18 protein-coding genes and 2 tRNA genes are annotated in these 18,271 nt (G+C 46.0%); 8 read left to right on the forward strand and 12 right to left on the reverse strand.

The features are described from left to right. Nucleotides 1-3 precede the first annotated feature (3 nt). Together ACO08K_RS24040 and ACO08K_RS24045 are read right to left on the reverse strand one after the other, a co-directional pair. Nucleotides 4-1,788 (reverse strand): FAD-dependent oxidoreductase, encoded by a 1,785-nt coding sequence (locus ACO08K_RS24040; RefSeq protein ID WP_421799031.1) that lies wholly within the window; start codon nt 1,786-1,788, stop codon nt 4-6. A gap of 242 nt (nt 1,789-2,030) precedes the next feature. Continuing rightward, nucleotides 2,031-2,747 carry a pirin family protein gene (locus ACO08K_RS24045; protein ID WP_421799032.1) on the reverse strand — a complete coding sequence of 239 codons (717 nt, stop codon included), beginning with the start codon at nt 2,745-2,747 and terminating at the stop codon, nt 2,031-2,033. Nucleotides 2,748-2,844: 97 nt separating this feature from the next. Here ACO08K_RS24045 and ACO08K_RS24050 point away from each other — a divergent pair, with 97 nt between their 5' ends. Next, nucleotides 2,845-3,135 carry an alkylphosphonate utilization protein gene (locus ACO08K_RS24050; protein WP_421800577.1) on the forward strand — a complete coding sequence of 97 codons (291 nt, stop codon included), beginning with the start codon at nt 2,845-2,847 and terminating at the stop codon, nt 3,133-3,135. A gap of 30 nt (nt 3,136-3,165) precedes the next feature. Here the strand turns inward: ACO08K_RS24050 and yiaK are convergent, their stop codons facing one another. The 5 genes from yiaK to ACO08K_RS24075 all read right to left on the reverse strand — a co-directional run bounded on the left by yiaK (nt 3,166) and on the right by ACO08K_RS24075 (nt 6,042). Then, nucleotides 3,166-4,179, reverse strand: a complete 1,014-nt coding sequence (gene yiaK, locus ACO08K_RS24055) for a 3-dehydro-L-gulonate 2-dehydrogenase (protein ID WP_421799033.1) — start codon at nt 4,177-4,179, stop codon at nt 3,166-3,168. An 84-nt stretch (nt 4,180-4,263) separates the two neighbouring features. Then, nucleotides 4,264-4,863 carry a DUF6992 family protein gene (locus tag ACO08K_RS24060; protein ID WP_421799034.1) on the reverse strand — a complete coding sequence of 200 codons (600 nt, stop codon included), beginning with the start codon at nt 4,861-4,863 and terminating at the stop codon, nt 4,264-4,266. A 33-nt stretch (nt 4,864-4,896) separates the two neighbouring features. Beyond that, complete coding sequence (locus ACO08K_RS24065; RefSeq protein ID WP_421799035.1) at nt 4,897-5,355, reverse strand: HNH endonuclease signature motif containing protein; 459 nt, start codon at nt 5,353-5,355, stop codon at nt 4,897-4,899. A gap of 413 nt (nt 5,356-5,768) precedes the next feature. Further along, nucleotides 5,769-5,844: transfer RNA gene (locus ACO08K_RS24070), tRNA-Gly, on the reverse strand. A gap of 125 nt (nt 5,845-5,969) precedes the next feature. Then, nucleotides 5,970-6,042: transfer RNA gene (locus ACO08K_RS24075), tRNA-Gly, on the reverse strand. A gap of 315 nt (nt 6,043-6,357) precedes the next feature. Between ACO08K_RS24075 and gldC the strand changes: the two genes are divergently transcribed. From gldC to msrB, 4 genes are all read left to right on the forward strand, one after another. Continuing rightward, nucleotides 6,358-6,714 carry a gliding motility protein GldC gene (gene gldC / locus ACO08K_RS24080; RefSeq protein ID WP_421799036.1) on the forward strand — a complete coding sequence of 119 codons (357 nt, stop codon included), beginning with the start codon at nt 6,358-6,360 and terminating at the stop codon, nt 6,712-6,714. A gap of 6 nt (nt 6,715-6,720) precedes the next feature. Further along, nucleotides 6,721-8,034: a 30S ribosomal protein S12 methylthiotransferase RimO gene (gene rimO, locus ACO08K_RS24085; RefSeq protein ID WP_421799037.1), complete on the forward strand. Its 1,314-nt coding sequence runs from the start codon at nt 6,721-6,723 to the stop codon at nt 8,032-8,034. An 82-nt stretch (nt 8,035-8,116) separates the two neighbouring features. After that, nucleotides 8,117-8,581 carry a hypothetical protein gene (locus ACO08K_RS24090; RefSeq protein ID WP_421799038.1) on the forward strand — a complete coding sequence of 155 codons (465 nt, stop codon included), beginning with the start codon at nt 8,117-8,119 and terminating at the stop codon, nt 8,579-8,581. Between the two features lie 143 nt (nt 8,582-8,724). Further along, nucleotides 8,725-9,252, forward strand: a complete 528-nt coding sequence (msrB, locus tag ACO08K_RS24095; protein ID WP_421799039.1) for a peptide-methionine (R)-S-oxide reductase MsrB — start codon at nt 8,725-8,727, stop codon at nt 9,250-9,252. Nucleotides 9,253-9,339: 87 nt separating this feature from the next. Here the strand turns inward: msrB and ACO08K_RS24100 are convergent, their stop codons facing one another. From ACO08K_RS24100 to ACO08K_RS24110, 3 genes are all read right to left on the reverse strand, one after another. Next, the gene (locus tag ACO08K_RS24100; protein WP_421799040.1) at nt 9,340-9,759 is read right to left on the reverse strand and encodes a hypothetical protein; all 420 of its coding nucleotides are present in this window, start codon (nt 9,757-9,759) and stop codon (nt 9,340-9,342) included. A 244-nt stretch (nt 9,760-10,003) separates the two neighbouring features. After that, nucleotides 10,004-10,705 carry a hypothetical protein gene (locus ACO08K_RS24105; RefSeq protein ID WP_421799041.1) on the reverse strand — a complete coding sequence of 234 codons (702 nt, stop codon included), beginning with the start codon at nt 10,703-10,705 and terminating at the stop codon, nt 10,004-10,006. A gap of 175 nt (nt 10,706-10,880) precedes the next feature. Then, on the reverse strand, nt 10,881-11,834 hold the full coding sequence (locus ACO08K_RS24110) for an ADP-ribosylglycohydrolase family protein (RefSeq protein ID WP_421799042.1): 954 nt from the start codon (nt 11,832-11,834) through the stop codon (nt 10,881-10,883). Between the two features lie 143 nt (nt 11,835-11,977). Between ACO08K_RS24110 and ACO08K_RS24115 the strand changes: the two genes are divergently transcribed. The 3 genes from ACO08K_RS24115 (at nt 11,978) to ACO08K_RS24125 (ending at nt 16,289) form a co-directional block, all read left to right on the forward strand. Continuing rightward, the gene (locus ACO08K_RS24115) at nt 11,978-13,090 is read left to right on the forward strand and encodes a D-TA family PLP-dependent enzyme (protein ID WP_421799043.1); all 1,113 of its coding nucleotides are present in this window, start codon (nt 11,978-11,980) and stop codon (nt 13,088-13,090) included. 151 nt (nt 13,091-13,241) lie between these two features. Next, the gene (locus ACO08K_RS24120) at nt 13,242-14,192 is read left to right on the forward strand and encodes a class I SAM-dependent methyltransferase (RefSeq protein WP_421799044.1); all 951 of its coding nucleotides are present in this window, start codon (nt 13,242-13,244) and stop codon (nt 14,190-14,192) included. Between the two features lie 99 nt (nt 14,193-14,291). Further along, entirely contained in the window at nt 14,292-16,289 is a 1,998-nt protein-coding gene (locus ACO08K_RS24125; RefSeq protein WP_421799045.1) for a T9SS type A sorting domain-containing protein, read from the forward strand. 58 nt (nt 16,290-16,347) lie between these two features. On the opposite strand, the gene ACO08K_RS24130 is transcribed toward ACO08K_RS24125, so the two are convergent. Beyond that, nucleotides 16,348-17,130, reverse strand: coding sequence for a PhzF family phenazine biosynthesis protein (locus ACO08K_RS24130; RefSeq protein ID WP_421799046.1), 783 nt, complete (start codon nt 17,128-17,130; stop codon nt 16,348-16,350). Nucleotides 17,131-17,140: 10 nt separating this feature from the next. Then, complete coding sequence (locus ACO08K_RS24135; protein WP_421799047.1) at nt 17,141-18,271, reverse strand: DUF819 family protein; 1,131 nt, start codon at nt 18,269-18,271, stop codon at nt 17,141-17,143.

The following is an 18,271-nucleotide window of genomic DNA, read 5'->3' on the forward strand; positions in this document are numbered from 1 at the left end:
GACTCAGGGTTTTATGACTTGTTGTTCGGTGATGGTGCCCATGTATTCCTGCAAGTGTTTTTCATACACCGCTCGTGGCTGCACTTTGTACTTGTGGCAAATGGCGGCGGCAAATCCTACGGCTGCTCCCATCTGCCCAGTGGTACGCATCACACGAGGGCCACCCAAACCGATGTGCGAACAACTGAAACAACGCCCGGCCATAAACAAATTGCTGATGTTGCGGGAATACAAACTGCGGTAAGGGATGTAGTAGTTTTTGGTTTTGTAAAAAAGGGCTTCGGACAAAAAATCCGGCGTTTCTTCGTTTTGCAGGTTGCGTTGAAAATGCACGTCGATGTCGCGGGTTTCTACCACTACGGAATCGGGAAACTGGGTATGGTTGACCACATCGTTGAAGGTAAAAACGTGATCGCCAATGAGTCGACGAGATTCTCGTTTGCCCAACAAATAAGAGACCCATTGCAGGCGGTATTTTTCATTCCCAGCTTGTTGTTTTGCATTGAAAAAAGAACCGTAGATGGCCCGCAGCAAATGGTCGCGAATCTCTTCCCCGTCGTCAATCTGGTGTAGGTCATTACGTGAAAATTCCCAATACCATTCTCCCGCAGTGGCTTTGTGCTCTTTGGCCACGGAAACCGCCCAGGGTACTGTCGGAAATGTTTGAACTTGCTCAGCTACCTCAGTGCGCCAAAGGATGGAAGAGCCCATGACAAAATTGTCGGCTTCTTCGGGGCTCCAGAGCTCGCCCCACTTGTTCCAGGCCTCGCCGTAGGTGTGCACACTTTCCCGACCATAGGAGTATTCGGCGCCAGCCCAGTAACCGATCCAGCCATCTCCGGTGGCGTCGGTGAAGAGGGGAGCTTTGAAGCGAATCCGTTTGCCATTGGAGGTGTGTTGGGCATCGACATACTGAATGACATTGTTTTCCGCCACCGCGTTGTAGGCCCGCCAATTGTAATGGATGTCAATGTTGGGGTATTTTTGGACGTTACGGTCTCTTTTTTCCTGATCCTTTTGCGCCTCGGGGGAGCCATTAGGGTAATGCTCGGTGTCGATCATGCGCAAGATGCGTTCAAATTTGCCGTAGATACCGAGGGTGTGGACCCGGATTTCACTGCTGGCATTGCCTCCCAGCACCGGACGGTCGTGGATCAGGGCTACTTTTAAACCTTTTTCCGCTGCGGCAATGGCTGCTGCACAACCAGAAATCCCACCACCACAAATGACCAGGTCGTAGGTTTTGGTCGTTTCAGGAGCCAGGGGCTCGCGCAGCTTTTTTTTGCGCCATTCAGCCAGTTCTGGCCCACCTTGAGGAGGATCAATCTTGGTTTTACTCAAATAAATTGCATCGCAGCGGGCGTTGAACCCGGTAAGGTCAATCAATTCGAGACTGATTTCTTTGCTGTTGACAGCCACTTCTCCGGCATATTCCCAGGTCCAGTTGGGGATTTTCCCAAAGACATGACTTGCTTTTTGACCATTGATGGCGATCTGAAATTGCCCTGGCGCTTCCCAATTGCCCGGTGCCCAGTTTTTGGTTCTGGCCCAAAGGTGGTATTTTCCTTTGGCTGGCAGCAATACTTTGGTGGAAGCATTTTTAACGGGAGTGCCCATGCCATGGGCCATCAGGTAAGAAGAGCCCATCTGTTGGACAAATTGAGGGTCGGTCACCCAGTAGCCTTTATCGGTGAAACTTTCGGCTTCAATCAGGGCGTCTTTTTGGGCAAAAGCCAGATAAGGCAAGAGGAAAAATAAGCAAAAAAGGGAGCGATAAAGGTTTCTCATGGCTTGCGATTGAGGTGACCAATTTTGTCTACCAAAGGCTTGTTTTGCCTTCGGTAGGTAAGTACCATGAGACAAGATGGATAAAAATATTTTTTCTACAGAGCCCTAAATCAGGATTGAATGAGCTTTTCCTATCGGGAACCTTCCCAATTTGTAAGGAAAATTACGAATGCGAGATTTTTTTGAAAAAAGGGAAAAAGAATCATCCCGAGCTTTTCTGAAAAACTCGGGATGAGTTTCGATTACAATTCCATGGGCACTTCCATCAACAGAAATTCAGCATCACTACTCGCTTCAATCGAGAATGAATCTGCATCCCATATGCCCAAACCGTCACGGGTGCTCAGGGCTTGTCCATTGATGCTCACATCTCCTTTCAAGACAAAGGCATAAACACCATTTCCTGCCTTGTGGATTTGGTATTCCGCCGTTTTCCCGGCATCGAAATCCGCCAAATGAAACCAGGCATCTTGATGAATCCAAACGCCAGCGTCATCTGCATTGGGCGAGATGATTTGCTGGAGGGTGTTTTTGCGATCAGCAGCATTCAAGGTGATTTGATCGTAGCGTGGCTGTACGTTGCGTTGATTGGGGTACACCCAGATTTGTAGGAACTTGACCAAGTGGTCGCGGTTCTTGTTGTATTCGCTATGGTGTACTCCGGTGCCAGCACTCATCACCTGGATGTCGCCATTCCGGATCACAGTGGTGTTGCCCATGCTGTCTTTGTGTTCCAGGTCTCCCTCCAGTGGGATGCTGATGATTTCCATGTTGTCGTGAGGGTGGGTTCCAAATCCCATACCCGCTGCAACGGTATCGTCGTTAAGTACCCTCAATGCGCCAAAATGCACCCGATCGGGGTTGTAATAATTGGCAAAACTGAAAGTGTGGTAAGAATTGAGCCAGCCGTGGTTGGCGTGACCTCTTGTTTCAGCTTTATGCAAAACGGTATTTGCCATTTTTACTCCTTTTTTAAAATTTGTAGAATAACACCTTAGTGAGCGATAAAGTCTATTTTTGCGCCGGAAAAATTCAAAAAAAATGCTTGTTATGCAGATCAACGAAGAAGACTACTCAGACTACGACTACGATAGTGAGTACTACAACTACGACAGTGGTGATTCCACTGATACTCAGGTCACCAAGGATTGTAATGGCAATGAATTGAAAGATGGGGACTCCGTGACCCTGACCCAGGACCTGAAAGTAAAAGGGACTTCGGTAAACCTGAAGCGGGGCACTTTGATCAAAAACATCCGCCTGACCGACAACCCGGAAGAGGTGGAATGCCATGCGGAAAAGGTGAAAAACCTGGTCTTGAAGACGAAGTTTTTGAAAAAGCATTGATCCTTTGTAGAGACGCACGGCTGTGCGTCTCTACACCAGGGCTTCTATAGAATCCCACACCGTTTGCAGCACCGGCACACCATTTTTCAGGTTTTTGGCACGAGTAGCCAATACCCTTTCGCCGGGAAAACTGATCTTATTGCCCCCTTCCGATGGGGTCGACTCCTGATAGTCCTGAATGATTGCCTGGACCATTTTTTCTACCTCCTCAGCATGGCCAAAGCGACTTGGATCAATGGCAATAAAAACTTGGGACACACCGTATTCCACTTTGGTTTTGCTCACTTCATGGGTAGATGCACCACCCGAAATGACGGTGGCCAGAATGTCCAAAAGCAGTGACAGCCCAGCTCCTTTCCAAAACCCGATGGGAATGGAGCGCCCTGTTTCCAAAATGGCCTCTGGATCGCGACTGAGTTTGCCCGCTGCATCATAGCCGCCAGGCACAGTCAGTGTTTCTCCTTTCATGGCCGACTGTTCCATGGCTCCAAAGGAAAACTGCGACATGGCCATGTCTAGCACAATGGCTTCATTTTGATAGGGTAGGGCCAGTACAAAGGGATTGTTGCCTAGTTTGGGATCTAAAGCTCCCCAGGCAGGCATATTGGCGATGGTATTGGTCCAGGCCATAAAAATGAAACCACTGCGCGCTGCTTTCCAGCCGTAGGTTCCGCCCCGCATCCAGTGGTTGGTATGAGCCAAACCCAAGCAGCCGATTCCATGGGCTTTTGCTAACTCGATCACTCGGTCGGTGGCAAAAAGGGCATTGAGTGGGCCTGGTCCTAAATTGCCATTCCATTGCTCGATGGCCGCAAAACGGTGCTCCAAACTTGGGCTGGCACTTGGTTTTACATAGCCGTTTTCCAGGTACTCCACAAAACGCGGAAAACGATTGACCCCGTGGGTGTACACTCCGTCCACACTGTTTTGGGTGAAAATCTCGGCGCAGGTGTATGCATGGTCGGTTGGCATGCCTTTTTGAATCAAAATTTGTTCAAAGGTGGCCTGCATCTGTAAGGCTGGAATCAGAATGGTAGAAGACATAGTGGTTTGCTTGAGTAGGCTAAAAGTAGTACAACTTGCCCATTCAAAGTCGCTGGCCAGGGGAAAAAATAGCCAAGGCAGCCTTTATTTACTCAAGTTCAAACGCAGGTGTACTTCATTCGGCGCAAAACCAATGCTGCTTTGGGTCAGCAGGGGTTTGAGTTTTGGATTGTCACTGCTCAAGATGCTGTGTAGGGAAAGGTCAAATGCAAATAAAAAAGCGCCTTGAATCAGAATCGAACGCCCAAAGCCACGTAGCCGCTCTGCGTTTTTCACCTCCTGCTGTCCTCTTTGCATTAGATACGCGCCGCCCAGCATGTACCCAACATCCAGACCAGCATTGAACAGCAAGATTTTTTGGATTTTGTAGTGTTCCTGAACGCTTTGATAAGTATCCCAGCTGCTGGGATCGACCTTGAGGGTGCTGAAATAGCCCAGAGTGGCAATGCCGAGGTTCACCACATTCCAGCCAATTTGCATTTGTTGAAAGGCTTTGTTTTCGCCACTGGTATGGCCCAGGCGGATTGCTCCCACGGCCATATTGCCGAGTGCCCAGGTGCCGAGCACGAGCATGCCTTGGCGTTGTTTGTTGAGGCGATCGATACTTAAGTCAGTGAAGTTACTTTGAGAAAAACCAATATAAGCGAGTAGGATAAAAACAAAGGTTAATTTGACTTTTTTCATCTTTCAAAGCTAACCAAGTTTGAAGAAAATGGTTTAACCCCTTTTGTTTTTCGCCCTAAAAGTTTCGGTTTGGCTGTGGCAGTTTGGGCACAGAAGCATAATATTGTCAATTTTGTGATTGGTTCGGTCGCCATCGATATGATGGAGTTCCATTTGAATTGGTCGGCCATTCCATTCTGAAATCTGACAAGATTCACACACATTAGATTTTATACCATCTTCTAAGAGCCGTTTTTTTAATTTATAGGATTGGAAGTTTGGGTGTTTCCCTTGATAAATAATCTCTTCAATGGGTATTTTGGGCATGATTTTATTAATGCCTTTTCCAGCCTGATTAGGCTTATAGCAGCCCAATTCTTCCGCTCTTTTTTTGAAAGAATTAAAGTGAAGTTTCATTTGAGAAGCAGCATCGGCCATCGTTTGAGCACTATTGCAAATGCTGATAAAATCTTCATCAGTAATTCTGTTTTTCACAAACCATTTCGTACCCATTTTTTTTCTCAAAAATAAAAAAAACTTCTGCCAATTTACTCGACAGAAGTTTCGTGCCCGGAGCGGGACTCGAACCCGCACGGCCGGATGGCCACAGGATTTTCTTACCAGCTACGGCTTTCGCCGCTACCTGCACATTGCAGGTGTTTGTGGTCTGGACTATCCCTTCGCCATGGATCAATCTCTTTAGGCGTCCCCCATCTAGTCTCTACACCTTTTTCGATAAAAAAATACCGAAACTTGGCTCGGGATTGCCATTCCTACGGAGTAGGAGGAAGGTTTCCCCGAATTTGAGGGATTCTACTGCAAAAGTTTCCTTTTGCGCACTCAAATTTTACTTTAAGTCCTGCGTGTCTACCGATTCCACCATCTGGGCAGTGGATGCAAGGCACTTTTGCCCTGTACCTAAAAACTGGAGCGGAAAACGAGACTCGAACTCGCGACCCCCAGCTTGGGAAGCTAGTGCTCTACCAACTGAGCTATTTCCGCGAAATAGGGTGTGGGTGTGAGTGTGTGAAAGTGTGAGTGTGTTGGGTGCTCATTTACAAAGATAGCAGGAAACTTTATTCCTGCCGTACTCTTTTCAAAAAAAAAGCCTTCCGAAGAAGGCAGTGAGCGGATGACGAGATTCGAACCCGCGACCTCAACCTTGGCAAGGTTGCGCTCTACCAGCTGAGCTACATCCGCAAGAAGGGGTGTGAGTGTGAGGGTGTGGTAGTGTGGGTGTGATGGGGAGCGTTGCTCCTAGTGTGGGTGCAAATATAAAAGTAAAGGATTGGGTTGTGCAAGGGTTTTTGCGTAATTTTTTTTAGATTTTTTACCTTACTTTCAAAACCGCTGGTTCCCAGTTGAATAAAAAAGTCAATACCCGTTTTCAAATTATCCTTTGATAAATTGCTCGTGCCATTCAACCAAAGCCAAAGGGATTTGGTTCCCGGGATACACTTTTATTGTGAAGCTGCGCTAAAATGTTAATTTTGCAGCGGATTTTAAAAACGACAAATGGATCAAGTAGCAACGGAGAAAGAAATCCGCATCAAAGTTGGGCTGGACGACAAAAACATGCCCGTACGCATCTCCTGGGACGCCGATGACAACCCAAGTGGCGAAACCACCCAGGATAGCAAAGCCATGTTGATTTCCTTGTTTGACCGCGAACACCTCGAAACCGTCAAAATTGACCTCTGGGTAAAAGATATGCAGGTGGGCGAAATGGATCGTTTCGTTTTTCAAACCTTGCGTGGAATGGCTGATACCTATTTTCGGGCCACTCAAAACGCTGAAATGGCCCGTGACATGCAACGTTTTGTCCAATATTTTGGTGAACAAACCCAAGTCATCCCTAAAGAAGAACAATAAGCGCCGATGAAAGCCAGAACCTTAAAGCAGGATAAGGTCAATGTGATTACCCTGGGTTGTTCGAAGAATTTGGTGGATTCCGAAAACCTGATTACCCAATTGAAGGGCAACGACTACGACGTGGTGCACGATAGCCAGGATGAAGATGCCAATATCATCATTATCAATACTTGTGGCTTCATCGATTTGGCGAAACAAGAGTCAATCGATACCATTTTGGAGTACGCCGACGTGAAAAAATCGGGTGGGATTGATAAATTGTTTGTCACTGGGTGTTTGTCCCAGCGCTATAAGGATGACTTAGAGCAAGAAATCCCGGAGGTGGATGCTTACTTTGGTACGCTGGAATTGCCTGGTTTGCTCGCCAAACTCAACGCCGATTACAAGCACGAACTCATCGGGGAACGATTGATCACCACCCCGATGCATTACGCATACCTGAAAATTTCAGAAGGCTGTAACCGCACTTGTTCCTTTTGTGCCATTCCATTGATGCGGGGCGGGCACGTATCACGTCCGATCGAAGAGTTGGTCCGAGAAGCTCAGAGCCTGGCTCGACGTGGAGTGAAAGAAATCATGTTGATTGCTCAGGAGCTCACCTATTACGGCCTGGATATTTACAAAAAACGCGATTTACCCCGTTTGTTGCACGCCCTTGCCGACGTGGAGGGTATTGAATGGATCCGTCTGCACTATGCCTATCCCAGCAAATTTCCATTGGAAATCCTGGATGTGATTGCAGAACGCCCCGAGATTTGCAATTACCTGGATATGCCATTGCAGCACGCTTCCAATACCGTTCTGGAGCGCATGCGCCGTCAAATTACCCGGGAAGAAACGGTGGAATTGATCCAACAAGCTCGTTTGCGCATTCCAAACCTTACCCTGCGGACGACCATGTTGGTGGGCTATCCGCAGGAATCCGACCAGGAATTTGGAGAGCTTTGTGACTTTGTCAAAGAAATGGAATTCGACCGTTTGGGGGTTTTCCAATATTCCCACGAAGAAAGCACCAGGGCATACGACGTTGAAGACGATATCTCGCCTGAATTAAAAGCAGAACGGGCCAATGAATTGATGGAAATCCAGCAGGAAATCTCCACCCGCAAAAACCACGAAAAGGTTGGGAAAACCTTTAAAACGCTCTTTGATCGCAAAGAAGGTGGCTATTTCGTAGGGCGTACTGAAGGAGATTCTCCTGAAGTAGACAACGAGGTGCTGGTGCCTGCCAAGAAGCAATTTGCCCGGATCGGGGATTTTGCCCAGGTGCGCATCACCGAGGCTACGGAATACGATATTTACGGCGAGATTGTAGCTTGAGTGTCGATCAAAATTTTCTGGAAGGTTCTTCATTTTTATTCATTACATTTGAACCATATGCACTGTTTCCTATTGTATAGGTATGAGCAAAGTGAACAACTTAAACTGGGTTAACATCTCCAATCCAATCTTCCAGGCTTTGATTGCCTTGACGGGTGTTGTATTGGTCGACTTGATTGCGGAGCTTTTGCAGTGGATTGGTTTGGTCACTTTAGAGCCCCGCTTCGCCTACTTGACTGCAGCTTCTTTTTTATTGTGTTTTGCCATGTTTAACGCCGTACTTTCGCTGACAGCAGCAAACACATTGCAATATTGGGGTAAATCCATCTATAGCTTTTTGGGCCTGGTTCTGGTTTCAATTTCCCTGGCCTGGTTATTGTCTGGTTTGCGTTTAAGTGAAGCAGGGTCTTATTGGTGGATTCTTATCGTCGTAACCTTTGGCTACCTGGTTTTTTTAGCATTGGTCAATACCATTCGGAACATTGTCAATTTTGCCCAGAAAGAAGAGTGGAATCAACCCCGGATAAGACAAAACAGAAGAAAGTAAACCATAAATTGAATTGTACATTAATGGTGGGGCAAAACAACTACTTACTTTTTTTACCGCCCCTTACGGTGAACTAGTTTGGCTACCTTGACAAAACTAATCCTCCTTTTAAGTTCGTATTTCCAGCTAAACAGGTAATCGATATGAAATTCAGAAGAACAGTGTTGCTACTTGCAATCCCTACACTGCTGTGCACTTCCTGCAACAGTGCCAAATCCAACTACAAAAACGAAGTTGATCCTACCGGGAAATTTGTCGGTCTCGACGGCGAAATTTTGGGGCCAACGATCAAAAGTGATGAGGAATGGAAAAATGAACTCGATGAGGTCGAATTCCATGTGCTCAGGCAAGCGGGGACAGAGCACGCTTTTTCGGGAAAATATTGGAACAACCACAAAAAAGGGGTATACACTTGCCGGGCTTGCGACTTACCCTTGTTTGATTCCGAAACCAAATTTGAATCAGGAACAGGTTGGCCGAGTTTTTGGGACGAATACATGAAAGGCAATGTGGTTCGAAAATCAGACAATAGCCTGGGCATGATGCGAACAGAGGTCCATTGTGCACGTTGCGGTGGGCATTTGGGGCATTTATTCCCAGATGGCCCCCAACCAACAGGACTGCGCTATTGTATCAACTCAGTTTCGCTCAAATTTGTAGGAAATGAATAGCCTTTGAGTTATAGGGAAGGTTGAAAAAAAAACGGGGTGCTCAGACTTACATCCTGGCACCCCGCTCATTTTTAGCACAGGAGAGTGCTAGTTCTTTGCCTTAGAGAACTCGTATTGAAACAAATCACAACAAGGGTCACTCAAGATAAATTTATCTTTTTCCAGTAACACTTCTTTGTCTTGATCTTCAAAAGGAGCGTTGCTTGGCGTAGCAGATGGTTTAAAATCGATGAAGGTCTTACCGTCTTTTTTCTGCAAAGCATAGGTGCCTTGGTAACGCAAGGTGTCGTTTTGCAGGCGACGGTAAGTCAAATCGGCTTTTAATTCCAGGTAGTTCCAATCGGCGTTGTAGCCGCTACCTGAAAACCCACCGGAAATGTCCTCCAATTTCCATTTCCCTACTACTTCATTTTGGTCTGGGCTCGCATCGTCTTTTTGATCACAGGCCCAAAAAGTAGCTACAATGGCTACTATCGCCAGGAATCTAGATGCTTTGAATACGTTCATGTCTAAAGGTTTTGGGCTTCCTTCTGGCTAGTCGGTGCCATTAGGATTCCTAATTAGTAATGGCGACCCTTGCGGTCCCCTTTTTCGAGTTATATGCCAGGATTGCCCCTTGGCATTACTGATCGGTAAGACGGAAGAGTAGGAGGGAAGGGTTTGAAAAAAATGGAAATTAACAAATTTTTAAATGGCGGGCTGCTGTTGGGGCAACCCTTTGTGGTTGCCCCAACTTGGGTGGGGCGGGCGATCACATAGGATCGCCCATACGTTCCTTACGCGCTATTTTTTGGTCATTATTGCTTTCGTAAATGGTATAACTTTCATATTTGCTGACATCCCGTTCTGCCCAGATGTCCTTGCCTATGTTGCACAAGACGATCAATTCCTGGTACAACTTATTGCCTTGTTCAATGCGGCGTTCGACGGAAATGTCGCGGTCAGCAATTTTATCTTGTTGAATGTTGAGTGCATTTTCAAATTCCTGGTGAGCATCTACCACCCGTTGAATCTGGGTTTCATTAACGCCTACTTCGGCTAAAAAGTCAATTTGTTGGCGGGCCACCCGGACTACTCGGCGCCCACAAAACAAAAGCTGTGCATCAGTCATGTCGCCCATTTTGGCGGTGCCAAATTTGCGGTAGCGGCCAGAGCGATTGTTGTATTTCATCGCCACGCGTGTCATCAAACTGCGAATGGCAGTTTTTAATTTTTCGGAAGCAGTGTCCTTTTTTTCAGTTGTGAGCATTTGTTCTCCTACCAACTCGTCGTCGTCGGGCAGGGTATTGAATTGGTCGCAGAGGTTTTTAAAACCCTTCAAGCGATCCATGCTATAGCCGTATTGTTCAAAATATTGCACATCCCGGTGGGCATCCCGAATCCGTTCCATGCACAACAAATACAGGTCGGCATCAGGAAAATTGTATTGACGGTGTACAGATTGCTTTTTCATAGCTGCTTGATATGCTGTGTGTTGCAAAATTATCACTTTTTTGATTAAAACAAAATTATTTTAAAAAAAACTATCTTTATTTTAGGAGTAGATTTTTTTTACTCAGACGAAATTTTCTTATTACTTAAAAAATAAAAACACCTCCATTAATTGCATCTGAACAGGGTAGGGGATTTTAGTTCCAGCGGTTGTTCAAGTCATCACACAATTGGAGAATATCATTGAGGCGAGTCAGTTGGTTGACCCATTCGCTGGGGATGGCGTCAAAACCATACAAAATCCCGGCTAAACCACCAGCGATAGCGGCAGTAGTATCGGTATCATGACCTAGATTGACGGCAGCCAATACGGTTTCTTCATAAGTGTTGTAGCGCAAAACACACCACATCGCTGCTTCCAGGCTGTGCATGACATAGCCGGAAGAAGAAATTTCAGATACCGGTAAAAAGCTGATGCTGTGCTCAACTACACGATCAAAAATCCGCTGCTCACTGAAGGCGATGTTTTTTTTGCGGAAAAGCTCCCGGGCTTCAGTGCGCACTTTCAGATAGGCATTGCGCTTATCTCCACTTTGCCACAAATGCCAGGCAAAACGCAGGTAATACCAACAGGCAATGGCGGCGCGAATGTGACCGTGGGTGAGTGCTGAAACTTTCCAGGTAATTTCAAACCATTCCTCGGCAGGCTGTTGTTTGAGGTAAAAAAGCAGCGGCAGAATGCGCATCAATGAGCCATTGCCATTGCTCATTTCATCAGCTTCATAACGAAGGTGCTCAAGTGCCTCGTGGTCACCACTGATCAGGATATCCTCTAGCACCTCCATGGCTTCACTCGTCGTGATGCCAATGTCAAAAACCCGACCATGGGGCGTCCAAATGCGAGATTGGCTCCAGTCCACAAATTTCTGAGCCATGTCTGCCAGATTAAAATCTTGCGTCAGGCTATCCGCCAGGCAAAAAGCCAAAGAGCTGTCGTCCGACCAGGTACCCGCAGGCTGGCTATAAGTGCCGTAACCGCGCATGTCGGTGACAGGATTGGCCGTCAAACTGTCCCGTGATTCAAATTCTACTGGAACACCGAGGGCATCTCCAACGGCAAGGCCAATCAGGGCGTCGCGTATAATGTTCATATGAGTTGGGTTGTTGGGGCACCCCTCGCGGTTGCCCAGTTAAGGAATCGGTGGCGCAAGATAAATGTTTTAGAAGGTGGCTGTCAATACTTTTCAACTCTTCAACTATTTTTCTTTACTTCGCAGCAAAGTATACCGCACCTATGGACAACAATTGGTTTACCCTTAACGATCCTGCTTCAATTGACTCACCCGCTTTGCTGCTGTACAAAGATCGTGTGGCCTACAACATCAACCTGATGTTGCAAATCGCTGGCGACGCCGAGCGCCTGATCCCCCATGTCAAAACTTACAAAATGACGGAATTGGTGCGGATGCAAATCATGCGGGGCATCACCCGGTTTAAATGTGCCACCATTGCTGAAGCGGAAATGACGGCTAAGGCCGGAGCTTCTACCGTAGTTATTGCTCACCAGTTGGTTGGTCCCAAAATTGAACGCTGGGCACAATTGGTGCAAACTTACCCACAAGTAGAGTTTGTAAGCCTGGTAGATTGTGCGGATGCAGCTTCAGCCTATCAGGTCGTGTTTTCCCGCTACGGATTGGCTGCCAATGTGCTGGTAGATGTCAACAATGCCATGGATCGCTCAGGCCATCCAGTAAATGATCAGCTTTTTCCATTTTACCAATCCTTGTTTCGCTATCCATACCTTAAAGTTTTGGGTTTGCACGTCTACGATGGCAATTTTCGGGATGCTGATTTTGCCACACGCAAGGCCAAAAGTGACCAGGCATTTGCTGGGATCAAAGTCTTATTGGAGCAAATTCGTGCGGCTGGTTTGCCGGAACCATTGGTGATTGCAGGAGGTTCACCTGCTCAAACGGTACATACTCTGCGGGAAGGAGTACACATTAGCCCCGGCACCTGTTTGGTTTGGGATTGGGGTTACGGGGAAGGATTGCCAGATCAGCCTTTCCAATGGGCGGGCTTGGTCTTTACCCGGGTTATTTCCAAACCTAAGGCAGGATACATTACTGTAGATTTGGGCCACAAAGCCATCGCCGCGGAAAATCCCATCGACAAACGGGTGAAATTCCTCAATCTGGACAATTACCGCTGCGTTTCCCAAAGTGAAGAACACCTGGTATTGGAAGTTACGGATTGGGACAACTGGAAGGTAGGGGATGTCTTGTATGGAGTACCTTATCACATCTGCCCCACCATTAACTTGTATGAAGACGCCTATGTGATCCAAAATGGGGAATGGGTCGATACCTGGAATGTGGTTGCCCGCAAACGCAAAATTGCCATTTGATGAACGTAAGGCTCCAATCACAATTGATTAATGCTAATTGCAGGACTAATTTTGAGGCAGGCTTCGTTAAAAAGCCTCGCCGTAGCCCTGCTATGGCTACGTTTTTTGACTCACCTGCCTCAAAATTAGTTCCAGCTAAACATCATCAATCATGATTGGAGCCTTGTCAGAATTCGAAAATCGCTTACAAAAAGTCGATCGCCACATCAGCAAATGGGCGCGCCGCCAGGGTGTAACATGTTACCGCATTTACGACAATGATCTGACTAATTTTCCACTGGTCATTGATCGTTACGAGCAGGCTGTGCATGTTGCAGAATACCAACGCCACCATAGTTTGGATGAATTCCAGCATCAGGCCTGGTTGGAAGCATGTTTGGATACCATCGCTAAAATCCTGGAAGTACCGCGTTTTTTGGTCTTTTTTAAAGAACGCAAACGCCAAAAGGGCCAACAACAATACGAGAAGGTCGATACAGAAAAACAACAAAGATTGGTTCAGGAAAACGGCCTCAATTTTTTGGTCAACCTGAGCGACTACCTGGATACGGGCCTTTTTCTAGACCACCGCAATACCCGTCAAATGGTGCGCGAACAAGCCGAGGGCCAACATTTTTTGAACTTATTTGCTTATACTGGTTCGTTCACGGTTTATGCTGCGGCTGGTGGAGCACTAACCACAACCACGGTTGACTTATCGAATACTTATCTGGATTGGGCCAAAGCGAACCTAGTCGTCAACAGTTTTGCCGATCAAATTGGTAAAAAGCACTACCTCATCAAAGCTGATGTCAAACAATACCTAGATACTTTGCGACCAGGCCAATTTGATCTGGTTGTGCTGGACCCGCCTACTTTTTCCAACAGCAAAATGATGAGAGAAGAACTGGATACCCAGCGAGATCATGTCGCTTTGCTCAATCAAGTCATTTTTGCTACCCGGCCTGGAGGTACCATCTATTTTTCAACCAACTACCGCTCTTTCAAATTAGACGAAGCCAACATCAAAGGAGTAGAAATCGAAGAGATTAGCCAACGCACCATTCCTCAGGATTTTAAAAATAAAAAAATTCATCGTTGTTTTCGGATGCTTAAAAGGTAATAATTCAGATCAAATGCCAAAAATTAACAATTGTGCTCTTGCGCCGTAAACGGTGTTGTTTTATTTTTGGGTACAAATTGTTAATTTTAAATTTTCCCCATGAATTATTTTACCAAAATTCTGTTTCTTTCAAGCCTTTTTATCGCTTTTTCAGCGCCTTTGCACGCACAGCTAGAACAACAAAAACGTGGCCGTGTTGAAATAGAGAGGAAAGTATTGACCATTGATGGCCCAGGTGAATGGGTAAATCTTAACCTAGAGGTAGGCGACATTGGATTAAAAGAAGCCACATTTCGACTCTATCATCCAGCTAACACCCTTTTTATCGATTCGGTTGTTTCTGCCGTTCCTGGAATGACCGATTCACTCCGAGTAGATGAACAAATCAAACAGTTCTGGGATGCTGCTTATTTAAAAAACAAAGATTGGGTTGAAACTCGAATTCATTGGAAGGCAAACACTGACATTCCAGTTTTTAATGCTCAAGCGTTTTTACGCTTAAAAACCCGGGTACCCAAAGGGGTATTATGGGATTTGGCTGCACTAATTATGACCAATACCCTTGGTAACAATCAATTTATAGGTAAGGATGGACTGACTTATTATCCAAGTAGTATGGGGGCTTACTTTCCATTGCTGCGCAAAGAAACGCTTATTTTTACCTTTCAAGATACTGTAGTAACACCAGGAACTAGTTTTTGTCAAGATTTCACTCTATTGCAAAACGAAGCCCACTTGGTTGCATTGCAGATGGATTTTGTTTGGAATCATCGAAAAATTCGCCTGGATAGCATTGTACAAAGGGAAATGCCTAAGGGGGACGCAGCTACATTCCAAGGCAATTTTTCTCCCATTCCTCGCGCACAAACTTCAGGTTTTTTACGCATAGCCTGGACCACCGGATTTGAAAACCTGAAGGAAATGATTGCACCTAAAGCACAACAAGTATTGTTTGCCTTGTGTTTTAAGGCATTGGATAGTTTGGGAAATTCAGGTTTCAGAGTTGATGAAAACCAGACCATTGAGAATCTTACCAAAGAGTTTCAGCAACTCAACACTATTTTTTTACCAAAACAAGTACAAGTTTCTGTCAAGCCAGAATTATGGCCAGGAGATGCCAATATAGATGGCGTGGTGAACCATTTCGATTTTTTACCCATTGGTTTGGCATATAATACTTTAGGTCCAACACGTCGCAATACTGACAATATGACCTGGGGGAAAAAGGTAGCCTTAGATTGGGAGACAAGCTTGCCTGGCTCTCAAGTAGACCTTAAAAATGTCGACGCTGATGGCAATGGTGTGATCGACAATTTGGACATCAATTTAATCAGTCAATTCTGGAACAACCGAACCCAGCCTGGCCTTCAAAGCACCCCAGAAATACGCGCTATTGGCACCCCTTTGTCAATCAATGCCCAGGATATTTTTGCTTCCAAACCCACAGCTTTAAGCATCAATCTTGGAACAGAACAAGAGAAAATGGAGACAGCCTATGGTTTGGCTTTTGCCATAGAGTATGACCCCGGCAAAATCAACGCTGAACAAATTGCTTTTATACCCAGTAAATCCTGGCTTGGAGATCCCAATGCTGATTTGATCTACTTCCAATACAATGATACCAAGGCCGGTAAATTGTACATTGCGCTCAGCAGGGTAGATGGACAAGCCAGAAATGGGTTTGGCCCCATCGGAGACTTGATGCTACAAGCAAATGCTACGGCAGGGGATAAAACAACTACCGAAATACAAATCAGTGAAACTTTAGCGATCGACCCTCAACAAAATCCCCAAGGGCTCAGTACGGAAAGAACCGAACTCAATATTTCTACTACAGTTAAAACGCAGGAACCCGTATGGGCTCAATACCTGCGCGTGACTCCAAGTCTGAGCAAAGGAGAGGTGTGGATTCAGGCCAACCAAAATCTGCAAGTTCAGGCTTTGGAATGTATAGATGCCCAAGGGCGGGTACTCTTTTCAAAGACGGGAACAGCGGCGACATCCCTTAATCTTTCCAACTACAGCAATGGAGTGTATGTGCTGCGTATTCAAACCAACGAAGGCACGCTCAATAGAAGAATAATGCTCCAAAAATAACTTGATGGTTGAGCTGCCTAGGTTTATTTCTAAGCAGCTCAACTTTTACAACTATCACTTATATCCAAATCGTCCCTTGCAAATACGTTTGTGCTTTACCCATCAATTCAACTCGATCCCCCTTCAGCGTACAATGCAACTGGCCTTTACGTGCTGAACCTTGAATGGCACTGATGCTGTTTTTTCCTAATTTTTTACACCAATAAGGAGCCAATAAAGTATGGGCTGAACCCGTCACGGGGTCTTCATCAATCCCGAAATTGGGGAAAAAGCAGCGGGAAGCGATATCGGTGGTCGTACCAGGAGCGGTGACAATTAAACCTCGAGTTTTTAGATCTGCCAATAAACGGAAATTGGGTTGCAGCGCTTTTAATGACGCTTCAGAATCAATCAAAGCGAGGTAATCATCCGTTCCTTTGACCATTTCCAGGATTTGAATGCCCAAAATGTGCTCCAGGCTTTTTAACACATGAAAGGGTTGGGGTTCGTCCGTAGGAAAATCCATTACGTACTGATCAGCTTCTTTTCGCACACTCAACAAACCTCCCAAGGTATTAAAGTTGATGTGTTCTTTGGCGTAACCCAAGTGAGCAAACAATACATGGGCACTGGCTAGAGTAGCATGCCCACACAAACGCACCTCTGTGGAGGGGGTAAACCAACGCAAGTGGTAATTCTCGCCATCAGGAACAAAATATGCCGTTTCGGATAAGTTGTTTTCAGTGGCAATGTTTTGGAGGGTTTCGTCAGGAAGCCAGGTTTCCAAAGGCACAATCGCTGCTGGGTTGCCCTGGAAAATCGCATTGGCAAAAGCGTCGACTTGGTAAATTGATAGTTGCATAAATAGCTGTTTATAATATCCAGTTGATAAACCAACCCAAACCAATCCCCAAATAGTTGGCCAGCATAATGCCCATTAGGGCGGCGGCAATGCCAGGTAAAATCACCTTGGGATTGCCGATGGTGGCGGCAATTTGGGGAATAAAGGGTGGTCCAAAAATAGTCGCAGTTGAGGTAACTAAAAAGGCTTCATCGTCTACTTTAAAAATTTTGGCCAGCAAGAGGTGTAATCCAACCGTGCTTAGGATCGTACCAATGGTTAGGAGCACAATCGAAAACCCACCACCAACCAATTGCTCCAGATCAGCCAATAAGCCCAAACCTACACAAAACATCAGCAATAAATATTCGCCCACCTGAAAAGAACCTTTCAACGTTTTGATCCATTCCAAACGAGAGGCAGCAATACTAATTGTCGTCAAACAAAGGATAAGGAAGGCGCTATTTTTCAGACTACCAAAGATCAAATAGGAAAGCCCCGCAGAAAGTATCAGAATCGCCATACTGGATGCCAGGCTAATAAAAATCACCTCTGGAGCTGGGGCCACGCTGGCTTCCTCCGTTTCAATATGGTGATAAGTTGAACTAGGTTTGCGGTGCAAAACCAGCGCAACAAGTTTGGGGCCAACTGAAGTCAGAATCAACAAATAGGCCCCACCCACCACAATATCTGCGGCATTGACCAGACCGATATAATCTGCCGTTGCCCCCAATCCATAACCTGTAGCAAACAAATTTACAGTTCCACCTACATAAACCGCTAACAACATCCCTGCAGCCTGGTCAATATGGGGGAGGTGGGAGAAAAAAGCATAGGCAATTGTCCCCGTAGCCAGTACAGCAGCCAGAATAGCTAAGGCAAAAGAGAGTAAAAAAACCTTGAGATTGCGGTAAACAAAGCCCAGATCGGAAGAGTACAACAATAAAGGTAAGGCCAGCGCAATACTGAACTGGCTACAAGTTTCCCGAAAGGGGATAGGCGTTTGAATGAGGTTGAAATTGCTTAGAATCATGCCAAAAATATAGCACAATACCACTGGGCTCAAAAAATTCCCCAATTTCCCCCAATGCTTAGAGCGTTGGGCCAAGTAAGGAAAAATCAACATCACCAATACCTGAAATACGATCTGTACAGTTTTCAC

It is taken from the genome of Haliscomenobacter sp. (assembly GCF_965225875.1).
Classification (GTDB): Bacteria; Bacteroidota; Bacteroidia; order Chitinophagales; family Saprospiraceae; genus Haliscomenobacter.

Coding starts and splice junctions, on each gene's coding strand:
- ACO08K_RS24040 (WP_421799031.1), bottom strand. CDS start 1,788: ATGAGAAACCTTTATCGCTCCCTTTTTTGCTTATTTTTCCTCTTGCCT.
- ACO08K_RS24045 (WP_421799032.1), bottom strand. CDS start 2,747: ATGGCAAATACCGTTTTGCATAAAGCTGAAACAAGAGGTCACGCCAAC.
- yiaK (WP_421799033.1), bottom strand. CDS start 4,179: ATGTCTTCTACCATTCTGATTCCAGCCTTACAGATGCAGGCCACCTTT.
- ACO08K_RS24060 (WP_421799034.1), bottom strand. CDS start 4,863: ATGAAAAAAGTCAAATTAACCTTTGTTTTTATCCTACTCGCTTATATT.
- ACO08K_RS24065 (WP_421799035.1), bottom strand. CDS start 5,355: ATGGGTACGAAATGGTTTGTGAAAAACAGAATTACTGATGAAGATTTT.
- gldC (WP_421799036.1), top strand. CDS start 6,358: ATGGATCAAGTAGCAACGGAGAAAGAAATCCGCATCAAAGTTGGGCTG.
- rimO (WP_421799037.1), top strand. CDS start 6,721: ATGAAAGCCAGAACCTTAAAGCAGGATAAGGTCAATGTGATTACCCTG.
- ACO08K_RS24090 (WP_421799038.1), top strand. CDS start 8,117: ATGAGCAAAGTGAACAACTTAAACTGGGTTAACATCTCCAATCCAATC.
- msrB (WP_421799039.1), top strand. CDS start 8,725: ATGAAATTCAGAAGAACAGTGTTGCTACTTGCAATCCCTACACTGCTG.
- ACO08K_RS24100 (WP_421799040.1), bottom strand. CDS start 9,759: ATGAACGTATTCAAAGCATCTAGATTCCTGGCGATAGTAGCCATTGTA.
- ACO08K_RS24105 (WP_421799041.1), bottom strand. CDS start 10,705: ATGAAAAAGCAATCTGTACACCGTCAATACAATTTTCCTGATGCCGAC.
- ACO08K_RS24110 (WP_421799042.1), bottom strand. CDS start 11,834: ATGAACATTATACGCGACGCCCTGATTGGCCTTGCCGTTGGAGATGCC.
- ACO08K_RS24115 (WP_421799043.1), top strand. CDS start 11,978: ATGGACAACAATTGGTTTACCCTTAACGATCCTGCTTCAATTGACTCA.
- ACO08K_RS24120 (WP_421799044.1), top strand. CDS start 13,242: ATGATTGGAGCCTTGTCAGAATTCGAAAATCGCTTACAAAAAGTCGAT.
- ACO08K_RS24125 (WP_421799045.1), top strand. CDS start 14,292: ATGAATTATTTTACCAAAATTCTGTTTCTTTCAAGCCTTTTTATCGCT.
- ACO08K_RS24130 (WP_421799046.1), bottom strand. CDS start 17,130: ATGCAACTATCAATTTACCAAGTCGACGCTTTTGCCAATGCGATTTTC.